At 40.2% G+C, this 12,799-nt stretch carries 13 protein-coding genes; 10 read left to right on the forward strand and 3 right to left on the reverse strand.

All coding sequences use genetic code 11. From position 1 onward, the window contains the following. Positions 1-111 precede the first annotated feature (111 nt). Genes HMPREF0549_RS03070 through HMPREF0549_RS03080 form a run of 3 tightly spaced genes read left to right on the forward strand, consistent with a single transcriptional unit; the run spans position 112 to position 2,045 of the window. The gene (locus tag HMPREF0549_RS03070) at positions 112-495 is read left to right on the forward strand and encodes a GntR family transcriptional regulator (RefSeq protein WP_003716801.1); all 384 of its coding nucleotides are present in this window, start codon (positions 112-114) and stop codon (positions 493-495) included. Beyond that, positions 473-1,345, forward strand: coding sequence for an ABC transporter ATP-binding protein (locus HMPREF0549_RS03075; protein WP_003716802.1), 873 nt, complete (start codon positions 473-475; stop codon positions 1,343-1,345). Before HMPREF0549_RS03070 ends, HMPREF0549_RS03075 begins: the two co-directional genes overlap by 23 nt. Further along, a complete protein-coding gene (locus tag HMPREF0549_RS03080) occupies positions 1,338-2,045 on the forward strand; it encodes a hypothetical protein (RefSeq protein WP_040530881.1) in 708 nt (235 codons plus the stop codon). Before HMPREF0549_RS03075 ends, HMPREF0549_RS03080 begins: the two co-directional genes overlap by 8 nt. Positions 2,046-2,319: 274 nt before the next feature. Here HMPREF0549_RS03080 and proC read toward each other — a convergent pair whose 3' ends face one another. From proC to HMPREF0549_RS03095, 3 genes are all read right to left on the reverse strand, one after another. Next, positions 2,320-3,105: a pyrroline-5-carboxylate reductase gene (proC, locus tag HMPREF0549_RS03085; protein WP_003716804.1), complete on the reverse strand. Its 786-nt coding sequence runs from the start codon at positions 3,103-3,105 to the stop codon at positions 2,320-2,322. Continuing rightward, positions 3,095-3,817, reverse strand: coding sequence for a MucBP domain-containing protein (locus tag HMPREF0549_RS03090; protein WP_003716805.1), 723 nt, complete (start codon positions 3,815-3,817; stop codon positions 3,095-3,097). The genes proC and HMPREF0549_RS03090 overlap by 11 nt, the downstream gene beginning before the upstream one ends. Before the next feature lie 151 nt (positions 3,818-3,968). Then, positions 3,969-6,173 carry an ATP-dependent Clp protease ATP-binding subunit gene (locus HMPREF0549_RS03095; protein WP_040530883.1) on the reverse strand — a complete coding sequence of 735 codons (2,205 nt, stop codon included), beginning with the start codon at positions 6,171-6,173 and terminating at the stop codon, positions 3,969-3,971. 232 nt (positions 6,174-6,405) lie between these two features. On the opposite strand from HMPREF0549_RS03095, the gene ykzS reads away from it, so the two are divergent. The 7 genes from ykzS (at position 6,406) to HMPREF0549_RS03130 (ending at position 12,534) form a co-directional block, all read left to right on the forward strand. Next, positions 6,406-6,591, forward strand: coding sequence for a protein YkzS (gene ykzS, locus HMPREF0549_RS03100; protein WP_003716807.1), 186 nt, complete (start codon positions 6,406-6,408; stop codon positions 6,589-6,591). Between the two features lie 117 nt (positions 6,592-6,708). Next, the gene (locus tag HMPREF0549_RS03105; protein WP_003716808.1) at positions 6,709-6,975 is read left to right on the forward strand and encodes a phosphocarrier protein HPr; all 267 of its coding nucleotides are present in this window, start codon (positions 6,709-6,711) and stop codon (positions 6,973-6,975) included. Continuing rightward, positions 6,975-8,705: a phosphoenolpyruvate--protein phosphotransferase gene (ptsP, locus tag HMPREF0549_RS03110; protein WP_003716809.1), complete on the forward strand. Its 1,731-nt coding sequence runs from the start codon at positions 6,975-6,977 to the stop codon at positions 8,703-8,705. Before HMPREF0549_RS03105 ends, ptsP begins: the two co-directional genes overlap by 1 nt. Before the next feature lie 157 nt (positions 8,706-8,862). Beyond that, positions 8,863-10,080 carry a glycosyltransferase family 4 protein gene (locus tag HMPREF0549_RS03115; protein ID WP_040530885.1) on the forward strand — a complete coding sequence of 406 codons (1,218 nt, stop codon included), beginning with the start codon at positions 8,863-8,865 and terminating at the stop codon, positions 10,078-10,080. Positions 10,081-10,083: 3 nt separating this feature from the next. Then, a complete protein-coding gene (locus tag HMPREF0549_RS03120; RefSeq protein ID WP_003716811.1) occupies positions 10,084-11,109 on the forward strand; it encodes a glycosyltransferase family 4 protein in 1,026 nt (341 codons plus the stop codon). Further along, positions 11,109-12,128 (forward strand): lysylphosphatidylglycerol synthase transmembrane domain-containing protein, encoded by a 1,020-nt coding sequence (locus tag HMPREF0549_RS03125; protein ID WP_003716812.1) that lies wholly within the window; start codon positions 11,109-11,111, stop codon positions 12,126-12,128. The genes HMPREF0549_RS03120 and HMPREF0549_RS03125 overlap by 1 nt, the downstream gene beginning before the upstream one ends. Positions 12,129-12,285: 157 nt before the next feature. Then, positions 12,286-12,534, forward strand: coding sequence for a YkuJ family protein (locus HMPREF0549_RS03130; RefSeq protein WP_003716813.1), 249 nt, complete (start codon positions 12,286-12,288; stop codon positions 12,532-12,534). Positions 12,535-12,799: the final 265 nt, after the last annotated feature.

A 12,799-nucleotide genomic window follows, 5' to 3' on the forward strand; every position in this document is an offset into this window, starting at 1 on the left:
TATAATTTAAACTATTTTTTATTTAAACTTGCAAAAGTTTTAAGGATCCTATATAGTTAGTTACATAATCAATTAACCATATAACTAATTGGCTGTTAAGGAGATGATCTTTTGCAATTTCACTTTAACGAGTCAACACCGTTATACCAACAAATCGCAAGTCAACTGGAAGAAATGATTTTTACCGGTGGCTTTGATGAAGGGAGCCAGGTACCATCAACTACCCAGCTTTCCCAGCAATTACATATTAATCCAGCAACGGTTTTGAAAGGGATGAATATCCTGGTTGATGCGGGGTTGATTGAAAAGCACCGTGGACGCGGAATGTTTGTACGAACGGGGGCTCGACAAAAGATTATGGAAGAGCGTAAAGAAAGTTTCTATAAGGATTATGTCAAAACTCTCCTTGTGGAAGCACATAAATTAGGAATTAATAAGCAACATTTAGTCGAATTAATTGAGCGGGGTGAGCATGATGGAACAATTAAAGATTAGTCATTTATCAAAGAAATTTGGACGTCGAGTAATTCTTGATGATGTTTCATTCACTTTAGAGCCGGCAAAAATTTATGGCTTGCTCGGTCGAAACGGTGCGGGGAAATCGACTCTCCTAAACTTAATCAGTAACCGGATCTTTCCGACATCTGGTTCGATCAAGTTAGGTGATCAGGAGGTCAATACTGATCAAACTTTGGATAAGATTTTCCTTATTGGTGAAGATAACCTTTACTATAAGCAGGTAAAAATTAACCAAATGTTTGACCTTGCTGATGGTGCATACGGTAATTTTGATTATCAAAATGCTGAACAAATGCTTAAACAGTTTGAGCTTGATGGTAACCAAAAATTTGCCAAACTTTCCACTGGTCAAAAAACCGCTGCTAAGATTAGCTTGGCATTAAACGTTGATGCTGATTATATTTTTCTTGATGAGCCGGTATTAGGATTAGATGCTAACCACCGTGAAATTTTCTATCAAGAATTAATTAAGTCATACCAAAAGCGGCCACGGACGATCGTTTTGTCAACTCACTTAATTGATGAAATTCAACAATTGGTTGAGCATGTGATCTTGATTGATCGTCATCGGGTTCTTGAGGATGCTGATGTTCAGGATTTGCTGGACCGGGCATACGATATTTCTGGTCCTGCAAAGTTAGTTGATCAGTATACGGAAGGGTTGAACGTCCTTTCAACAACCGACTTGGGGAATATTCGGACAGCCCATGTCTTTGATCAGTTACCAGAAGATCGGATTCTTCCTGATCAAGTTCAGATTGGACACTATGATTTACAGCACTTATTTATCTACTTAACGAATGGAGGCCAACAAGAAGATGCTTAGTCATGAACAACGATTAGTAATTACCAATGTTTTTCATCGCCTCGGTTGGGCGTTAGCCGTTGCTGCTGCTTGGGCTGTCGGCGTAGTATTTTTGGGATATTTTGTTGAATTGCTAATTGATCGTCGTGTTGATTCATTTCTCGTTAGCTTGCAAGGAATTCCAGGAGTATTACCGCCAGTATTCACAATGATTTTACTCGGTTATTTCTTAATTACTGCTTATGATGATTTTAAGTGGACAATTCAAAACGGGATTTCACGAAAGACCCTTTGGTGGGGACGATTGATTGCTTTAGCCCTTGCTACCATTGGAATTTGGGTGGTTAATAACTTATTAAGCTTGTTTGACCACCCGCTAGCAAGTTGGCAGGCGATGGGGATGCAATTATTAGTTCTTCTTTCTAGTACGTTAATTTTTCAAATGATTGGTAATGGCTTTGGTTTGCTTAACCGGACCTGGAAGTGGATTGTCGGCATCGGCCTGCCGATCCTATTTATCATTTTCTTGGTTGCACTTATTCGGGCAATGATGAGCCTTAATATTGGTTATCAACATAATGAATGGATCGGTCCTAATAGTGCTCTTTGGACGATTCTTAGTTCTTCCAGCACTTGGTGGATCATTTGGGGAATCACCATGGTTATCGTCATTTTCCTTTCCAAGTTCTTCAACGATAAAATGCAATTGAGAAGGGATTAAGGAAAGAGAGTGCCTTCGCTCCAAAGAGTTTCCGGAAAGCTAGCAATTTCTCCTGACGAAGGCGACTCGCGCCTAGGAAGGAGGTTGCTAGCTCTAGGAAACTCGAGCGAAGCACGTTTAGACTAAGTTGCCTAGAAAAAGCTAGACAGAGATTGCGGTCACAGCAAGCACCCTTTTCGCCTTCCATTACCCAAAATAATTTAAAACACAAACAATCCCGTCACTAGTCATTTAACCGATTAGTAACGGGATTGTTTTTTAAAATTTACCATTCTTATTTTCCGGCTGCCTTGTTAATTGCATCAATTACTGCATAGCGGAACTGATTCTTTTCCAAGGCCATTACACCCTTAATTGTTGTGCCGGCTGGTGAAGTAACTTGATCACGAAGTTCAGCGGGAAGTTTGTTAGTATCAAAAGCAAGTTTCCCGGTTCCCTTAACCATACTTGAAATCAAACGATAAGCTGTTTGTCGATTCATTCCGTTCGCAACGGCACCATCACTCATGGCATCCATGAAGACATCCACAAATGCTGGTCCACACCCGCCAATGACGCCAACAATATCTAATTGATTTTCACTAACTGGGATCACATCACCTAATAATTTAAGGAAAGCGATAATCTTATTTGCCTTTTCATCGGTAATCGCTTCAGGAAGAGCTAGCCCAATTGTTCCTGCATTAACGGCAACCGGGGTGTTGGGAATCATTGTTGCCACTGTAGCATTGGTAATCACTGATTGTAATTCTTTCAATGAAACACCAGCAGCTGCTGAGATAACAGTTGTTGAGGCGGGAAGCTGGCTTAATTCTTGAGCGATCTTTATTGTGATCGGTGCGGGGGTAGTAAGCACAACGAAGTCAGGATTAGCATTAACAACATCTTGATTATTATTAACGACGGTAAAGCCGAGATCTTGTCCAAGTTTGGTAACCCGAGGATTATCTGGGTTTTCGCCAATGATATTAAACTGGTTCGTATTTACGAGTCCCTTAATAATTGCGGACCCCATATTACCGACACCAACGACTGCAATTGTTTGTTGATTAGTCTCCATCTTGATCCTCCAATTTGACATAGTTGCCGGTAATAAACATTCCATTACCGACTTTGTACCAGATAATTTCATCATTATCACTCATCTTACCAGTGATCGTGATTTCTTGACCATCCTTAATTTCGCCAACTTTATCACCATATGGTTTATTAAAAGCGTCAATTGATCTTCCTGGAAGATAGTCAATCACTGCTTTTGTCTTCTTCATTGGAATTACTGCCATATTGTCAGCAAGCTTAGATTGAAAGTCTTCATCTTCGGTTTTGAATGGGTTATCCACAATTGTCATTTTGTCGTATTTTACCCATTGATCACTGCCAATTTCGTACCAAAATTCTCCTGATTTAGTTGCAACGCGGTGAAAGGCCTTCAGAACAATATCGTCCGGGAAAGGAGTGCCAACTTGCATCCCGTTCGGCATATCGTAAACTGCAGTAACCGCATCGAGGTGGAGATACATTTCGATCGATTCCACTTCACCCCAGTTTTTATTCCGATAATAAACGTGAATGCTATGTGGCTGATCATCAAATTTTCCGGTTAATTCCCCCTCACTTTTGACAAATTGGTAACCGTCGAATTGCTTCTTTTTAACGGAATATTCTTCTCCCATAAATCCCCGTAAGAGTTGGGGGACAACCAGGTTTTCTCCAGTATCAATATTTGTGTAGTAGACCCAGATTGGGTTTCCTGTTTTGAACTTATCTTCCATCCTTTTCACCCCGTCAACTATATTTACTTTTCATTATAGCATTGATAAGGTGAAACCTCTGTGATGAACAGGTTAACAAAGTGTAAAAAAATAGAAGACTGGAAAAACATGTTTTTTCCCAGTCTCCAATAGATTATTCGTAATTTAACTTTTAATCAGTAACTTTATCTGCCTGTGGTGCGGCAACAACAGTAATATTACCATCTTTATCTAGTTGTGCAGCAAGCTCGTGAGCATCATTGTGATCAAGAACATAGTCAGCAATTCGATCTTCGATTTGTTCTTGAATTACCCGACGAAGAGGACGCGCACCCATCTTTGGATCATACCCCAAGTCAACTAACTTCTCATCAACATTTTCAGGAACAGTAATTGATAAGTCACGGTCAGTCAGCATCTTGTTAACATCGCTAATCATCAGGTTAACAATCTTCATCAAATTATCCTTGCTGAGGGCATTGAATTGAACAATGTCATCAAACCGGTTCAAAAATTCTGGCTTAAAGTAGTTGGTCAATTTATCAATGATTGAGTGAGTACTTCCAGTTGACTCAGCACCAAAACCAACGCTAGCTTGAGCATCGCCAGTTCCGGCATTAGAAGTCATGATAATGATCGTGTCCTTGAAACTAACGGTCCGACCTTGTGAATCGGTTAATCGACCATCATCGAGGATTTGTAAGAACATGTGCATAACGTCAGGGTGAGCCTTTTCCACTTCGTCAAGCAAGATTAAGCTGTAAGGGTGACGACGAACTTGTTCAGTTAATTGACCAGCTTCTTCATAGCCAACATAACCTGGAGCCGCACCAATAAGTTTTGAAGTAGATGTCTTATCCATGTATTCTGACATATCAAAACGAATCATTGAATCCTTAGAACCAAATAGTTGAAGAGCAAGTTGCTTAGCCGTTTCGGTCTTCCCAACACCAGTAGGACCAACGAAGAGAAAACTACCAATTGGCCGACCAGACTTGTTTAAGCCAATCCGGTTCCGACGAATTGCCCGCGCAATCTTATCAACTGCTTCAGTTTGGCCAATGACATGTTCGTCAAGCTTCTTATCAAGATCCCGAAGTTGGTTTTCTTCTTGTTTTTGCAGATCGCCGACAGGAATATTAGTCTTTTCTTCGACAATATCCTGCATATCCTTAACGGTTACCGTTGCGGATTCCTCAGAATGATTTTCTTCTGCTTCCTTCTTTGCCTTTTCAAGCTTGCTTACTTGATCCCGATAAAAGGCAGCTTTTTCATAATCTTGGTTATCTGCTGCTTGTTGCTTATGTGCTTCAGCAGTGTGAATTTCGTTTTCAATTGCGTTTGGATCAACATTCTTTAACGTTAAATTCTTCCGTGAACCCGCTTCATCCATTAGGTCAATTGCCTTATCTGGCAGGAACCGTTCTTGAATGTAGCGATCTGAAAGTTTAGCGGCAGCCACGATTGCATAATCCGTGTACTTAACGTGGTGGTAATCTTGGTAGCGGCCTTTAATCCCGTTAAGGATCCGGATCGTTTCATCAACTGAAGGTTCATTAACTTCAACTGGTTGGAAACGCCGTGCAAGGGCAGCATCCTTTTCAATCTTTCGGTATTCATTAAGGGTAGTTGCACCAAGAAGTTGGAAGTCGCCACGGGCAAGGGCAGGCTTCAAAACGTTTCCGGCATCCATGCCGCCTTCAGCATTTCCGGCACCCATGATTTCGTGGATTTCATCAATGAAGAGGATAATGTTCTTGTTCTTCCGCACTTCGGCCATTAATTGTTGCATCCGCTTTTCAAACTGTCCCCGAATCCCGGTTCCTTGAACAAGGGAAACAACATCAAGCCGAATGATTTCTTTATTAGCAAGCTTTTCTGGTACTTCACCGGAAACAATCGCAGTAGCTAAGCCCTCAACGACAGCAGTCTTACCAACACCAGCTTCACCGATTAAAACTGGGTTATTCTTAGTCCGGCGATTAAGGATTTCAATAACTCGCTTGATTTCGTTATCACGACCGATAACTGGATCAATCTTTCCTTGGCGAGCAAGGTCGGTTAAGTTAATGCCGTACTGACCAAGGATTCCCTTGCCGCGACCACCGTTACCGCCTTGTCGTTGGTTTTGACCGCTAAAAGCAGCCCCATTACCAGCAGCTTGTTGACTTTGCATATTATTCATGGCATTCATGAAGTCTTCGAGGCTTCCAAAACCGAAATTATTCATTCCGTTACCTCCATTCATCATATTTGTTTGCATGTTTTGTAATTTTTGATAGCAATTTTGACATAAATCGAGTTGAACTCGTTGGCCATTAAGGTTCATTTGTAAATGGATCGTTGCAGGATTCTGATGACAATTTTGACAAAGCACCGCAAAATACCCCCTTAGTAAAATAGATCCGACCATCGAAAAGGAAATTATTATCTTTGACCTTTCCTGACCATTGATGTTAATTATACTTACTTTTTGTTTGACTGCAAGCCAAATGAATTGGTTTAAGAAAAAATTATTCAAACTTTCTATTAAATTTTAGCACTCTTGATAGATGAATGCTAAAATAAGGGTAGTGAAAAAGTCAGAGATCCTTTAATGAGGTGGTTAAATGACGGAAAGAGATTATCAACAGGAACTTGAGGATTTGCATTCGGGAAAGATTAGTCATTTTGATATTACTCCAGAGGAATTTCAGGCATTTCAGCCGGTTTTTCATGGTTATCAATACCGGACGCAAATTGAAGCGGAAGCCCATCGTGGGGGAACGCTTACATATCGATTAAAAAAGCGATGATCAATCGTTGAGAGAACTTGTAATTAAAGTTTACAATTGCTAAAATAAAAGCAATGAAATTATCAGGGCCTGGCCACTGACAATTTGCTAATATGCTCGAAGGAGAATGATTTAATTATGGAAAAACGTGATTTTACAATTACATCTGAAACAGGTATTCACGCTCGCCCAGCAACTATCCTGGTTCAAGCAGCTTCTAAATATAATTCTGATGTTACCCTTTCATACGAAGGTAAGAGTGTTAATTTGAAGTCCATCATGGGTGTTATGTCACTCGGTGTTGGTCAAAATGCTTCAGTTACCATTACTGCTAAGGGTGACGATGAAAAGGAAGCTTTGGATGCCGTTGCTGAAACAATGAAGAAGGAAGGCTTAACAGACTAATGTCCACACTTTTGAATGGCTTGGCGGCGAGCAGTGGGATTGCTATTGCTCCTGCCTACCTATTAGTGGGACCAGATTTATCTGTTAACCAACAATATTCAGCAAATGAGAATCATGAGGTCAAACGGCTTCATGATTCTTTTACTTTAACGCTGAATGAAGTTCAGACAATTCGCCAGCATGCCCATAAATCATTGGGGAAGAGGGCAGCGGCAGTTGTTGATGATCAGCTGGCAATTTTAGATGACCGGTCCCTCCATGCTGAAATTCTTAAAAAAGTTAATCGTGACCATTTATCTGCAGAATGGGCAATTAAGAAAACTGCAGATGAGCAATTAAAAATTCTCGAAAAAATGAACGATAATGACTATCTTCCGTCGCGAGCAACGGCAATTAAGGACGTTACTAAAAGAGTGCTTAGTCATTTGATGGGGGTTGAACTTCCCGATCCAACTCTTTTGGATCATCGGGCAATTTTTGTAGCTCAAAATATTACACCAACTGATACCGCACAGTTTGACCGGCGATTTGTTGCCGGACTTGTTACTGATGACGGGGGTAGAACCTCTCATTTTACAATTATGAGTAAGACTCTATCGTTACCAGCAGTTGTTGGGACCGAGAAGGCTACTAAAATAATAAAAAATGGCGATTTACTGATCGTTGATGGGATTCATGGCAAAGTTATTGTTGATCCGTCAGAAGAGGAAGTAGATCATTATCAGCGATTAGCCGCCCAATTTGATCGCGAACAACAAGAGTGGGGGACATTAAAGGATGAACAAACCGTTAGTACCGATGGCCGCCACTTTAAGGTTGTTGCTAATGTCGGAACGCCAATTGATGTCCTTGATGCTCGGCAAAATGGGGCTGAAGGAATTGGCCTGGTTCGGAGTGAATTCTTGTATGCGAGTGGTGATCGACTTCCCAGTGAAAAAGAGCAAACACAAGCTTATAAACAATTTTTAACTGAAATGCCAGGGCAACGAGTAGTGGTCCGCACGCTTGATATTGGTGGTGACAAGAATCTGGGGATGCTAAAGCTGCCTCAAGAAAACAACCCGTTCCTTGGATTTCGAGCAATTCGAATTGGCCTTGCTAAGCCTGAGATTCTTCGTCCACAATTACGGGCACTCCTTCGTGCTTCGGTATATGGACGGCTAGCAATCATGTTTCCAATGATCTCGACGGTTGAAGAATTTTGGCAAGCACGAAAAATTTTGGATGAAGAACGGCAACGACTATTAAATGAGGGAGTTCAAGTAGCAGATAACATCGAAGTCGGGATGATGCTTGAGATTCCTTCAAGTGCCGTGATGGCAGATGCCTTTGCCCGTGAGGTGGATTTCTTTAGTATCGGCAGTAATGATCTAATTCAATACCTATTTGCAGCTGATCGGGGGAATCCTCGCGTGGCCTACCTTTATCAAGAATTACATCCGGCTGTTCTTCGTTTAGTTAAGAAAGTTATTGATGCAGCTCATGCTGAAGGTAAGTGGGTAAGTATGTGCGGTGAGATGGCAAGCAACCCATTAGCAACCCCATTGTTAATGGCGATGGGATTGGATGAATTCTCCATGAATAGTAGCAGCATTTTGCATATTCGCTCATTAATTAATCAACTTAGTACTCGTCAATTACAACCGCTAGTTCACAAGGCTCTCAATGCGACAACTGCTGCCGAAGTTGAACGATTGGTTCGTCAAGCAGTCCCTAAAGTGATCGAATAAATCCTTAAGTGATCTTAATATTTGACAAAAAAACTTGTTGTTGCTGATTGAACAGTCTACAATTGTCAGGATACCTTTTTGCGGATCATTAGATGCTTTTGTATAATGATCTTACGATTATTTTAAATTGAGATTAAAGAAAAAAGGAGCAATTAGCTTGAAGATAGGTCTTTTTACAGATACATATTTTCCCCAAGTAAGCGGGGTCGCGACGTCGATTAAGACGCTCCGTGATGAACTAATTGCTCAGGGACACCAGGTATATATTTTTACCACAACGGATCCTAAAGCAAAGGACGATGACAAAGAAAATGGGATCTATCGTTTTCCAAGCATCCCCTTTGTGTCATTTACGGATAGACGGATTGCCATTCGGGGTGCTTTTCGGGCAATCAAGATTGCAGAGAAGCTTCAATTGGATATTGTTCATAATCAGACCGAATTTTCGTTGGGGGTAATGGGTAAAGTTGTTGCGCATCACCTGAACATCCCTTGTCTTCATACTTATCACACAATGTATCAGGACTACCTTCATTACATTGCTAATGGCCATATTCTAAAGCCAAAGGATGTTGGTCGATTAGCCCATATTTACCTCCATAATATTTCTGGAGTAGTGGCACCGAGTGAACGGGTGTTAGAGACAATGCGTTCTTATAATGTTGACGCACCAATTCGGATTATTCCAACTGGGATTAACTTGCGAGTATATGGTCAGCGGGATTCTCTTGAAGAGAAGAACGCTCTCCGTGCCAAGTGGGGGTATAAGCCAGATACACCAGTGCTTTTATCGTTAAGCCGGCTTGCATTTGAAAAGAATATCCATACCTTAATTGAAGCAATGCCCGATATCTTAGCTAAAAAACCTGATGCTCAGTTACTGATAGTTGGGGATGGACCCGCAAGAGAAACTTTGGAACGACAGGTTCGGCACCTGCATTTGACTGATCATATTCAGTTTGCGGGGCAGGTTGATAATGATGATGTTCATCATTACTATCAAATGGCAAATGTTTTTGTTTCTGCGTCTGATTCTGAGTCCCAGGGATTGACATATGATGAAGCATTGGCATCCGATTTGCCGATTGTGGTAATGCGGAGTGAGTATACTGATGAGTTAATTGATGACCCAGCTATTGGGGTTAGCTTCCAAAAGCGGATTGATCTTGTTAATGGTGTCCTTCGTTACCTTAATAATCCGCGGACGCCTGAGGAACAGAATAAGCGTGATGCAAAATTACACGAGATTTCTGCAGAAGTATTTGCTCAGCGGATTCTTAAATTTTATCAAGATTGCCAAGAGACAATGGCTGAGAAGCAATCTAGTCAATCAAAGGGTACATTTCGGAATCTTTTTCATCGATCGAGGAGTTAAGCAATGTTAAAAATTACCATGTTTTCGTCTGCCGACAAGGTTGCCGGACAAGGGGTCGGCAGTGCTTACTTGGAATTAATCCATCTCTTAAAAACTCGCTTTGCCGATCAGTTTGACATTGCGATTAATAAATATCGAAAAAGCCAGATCAGTCATTACCACACGATTGATCTGCCCTTTTATTTCTCAACATTTTCTAAAAAGCGGGGACGGAAAATTGGCTACGTTCATTTCCTTCCCGAAACTTTAGAGGGAAGCTTACAAATTCCACAACCATTTCGTGGAATCTTTTATCGGTACGTAATCGCCTTTTATAAGCGGATGGATCACTTAGTTGTCGTTAATCCATCCTTTATTGATAAGCTAGTTGCGTACGGGATTCCTCGTGACCACGTGACTTATATTCCTAATTTTGTTGACTCGGATAACTTTTTCCCGGTTGATAAACAAACTCGGCAAGAATATCGGAAAAAGTATCATCTGCCAGCAGACAAGTTTGTGGTTCTCGGAAGCGGTCAGATCCAGGAACGAAAAGGAGTTCCCGATTTTATTAAACTGGCCCAACAGAATCCCAATATCCAGTTTGTGTGGGCAGGTGGCTTTTCGTTTGGCCGCTTAACTGATGGTTACAGTGAGTTAAAAAAAGTTGTTGATAATCCACCGACAAATTTGCTGTTTACGGGAATTGTTAGTCGAAAAGAAATTGCAGAATTAAATAATGCTGCTGACTTATTCTTACTTCCATCATTCAACGAACTATTTCCAATGTCAGTTCTTGAAGCATTCAGTTGTGGTACGCCCGTAATGCTTCGTGATCTTGATTTGTATCATTCAATCATTGATGGGGATTACGAACCGGCGAAGGATGTCAGTGAAATGCAAACTAAGCTTGTAGAACTCACCCATAATCCGGAAAGATTGAATTACTTACGGGAACGAGCAGTTGAAACTTCAAAGCGTTACTCGAAAGATCACTTAGCAAAAGTTTGGGATCGCTTTTACCGTCAACAAGCAAAGGAGGCTAATTAATGAGCCGGCGTAATTGGGGCGTCCTGGTTATGATGCTCCTGATTGGGGTGGGGATTTTTGTATACGTCTTACGTGACATTAATCTTCATGTTTTGATTCAGGAATTTAATACGATCAATTGGGGATGGATGCTTGTTGCGGTTATTTGTATTTGTCTTTACCTCGGATTGGAAGGAGTTGTGGTAAAGATATTTATGAAAGATCGCTATCCAGATTTTACCTGGAAAGACTCATTTCGGTTACCTCTAATTGAACAGCTATTTAATGGGATTACTCCATTTTCAACTGGGGGACAGCCTGCACAACTGGTGGCGATGCTCCAATCTGGTGTGGATGGCGGAATTGCTAGTTCCGTTCTTTTAATGAAGTTTGTTGTCTTTCAAGCGATGATTGTAGTAAACTTTCTTATTTCGCTATTAATTGGTTTTCATTATATTGAAGAAAAACTTCACGCATTAGTATTATTAGTTGTCTTTGGCTTTACAATCCATCTTGCTGTCATCGTTGGCTTGTTGATGGTGATGTATTGGTACCACTTTACTAAAAAAGCAACGAACCTGCTTATTAAGCCGCTTGCATTATTTATGAAAGCCAAACGATACGAAAGAATGAAGATTCTTTTGAACGAGAAAATTGATTCTTTCTACCAGGAAAGTCTAAAAATGAAAAAGGAATATGGTAAGTTAGCAAGAGTATGCATCGTCACAATTGCTCAGCTCTTTTTCTACTACATTATTCCGTATTTCATTCTTCTTGCTTTAGGCGTTCATCATATTAACTTCATAATGGTAGTTAGCCTGCACGTGTTAATCTTTATGGTGATTTCACTATTTCCAATTCCTGGAGGTGCAGGAGGGGCAGAATATAGTTTTTCCGTTTTATTTGCTAGTTTTGTCAATTCGAATACTAAATTGATTTTAGCAATGCTTCTTTGGCGGTTATTAACGTATTATTTTGGGATGTTTGCTGGAATAATTGCTTTAATCGTTAAGCCAAACCGGGTTCAACATCGTAAATGAGTTTGATAGATTGTCGAAATAAAATGAATGATTAGAATTGATTTGGAAGCTTTCAAGAAAAATCAAGGTATGATTGAATTTTATATGTTCAAGTAGAGTGAGGGTGAGAAAAAGTTTTCTCGCCCTTATTATTTAAAACGAATGTGGGGGATGAAGGGTGTACTCTTCAAATTTAGAAAAAATTATTAAACGACTTCAAGCAATGACACTTGATCACTCTAATAATAGACAGAAAAGAATATTTGAACAGTTTGGAATTCCTCTTTGTGAGGTAACGTATATTCGCTCAAGTGGTGAATTCGTTTTTGAACGCTATCGTCCGCGAGAACGTTTTCGTTTTGATGATATTGATTTAGCTGCAATTGAAGTCTTTAATTGCCTGTATGATTTTAAGCATACATTTTAAATTAGAATTTCCTATTGACGTGGACTAGCGAACAAGGTATATTAGTTATCGTTGCCTGTGAGGTAATATGAATGAAAGTTACATTTTATTGTAAATTCATTTGAAATAATATGTTGACATTAATTTGTTGTCATGATATATTATTTAAGCTGCTTGTTGAGGTCAATGATTTAATCTTTGATGAGTTAATCAATTAAAATTAGTTGTTGACATTGAAATGGGTATGCGATAAAATATTAAATGTTGTTCAGCTTTGCAGTTGAAC

Source organism: Limosilactobacillus vaginalis DSM 5837 = ATCC 49540, from assembly GCF_000159435.1.
In the GTDB taxonomy this organism is placed as follows: domain Bacteria; phylum Bacillota; class Bacilli; order Lactobacillales; family Lactobacillaceae; genus Limosilactobacillus; species Limosilactobacillus vaginalis.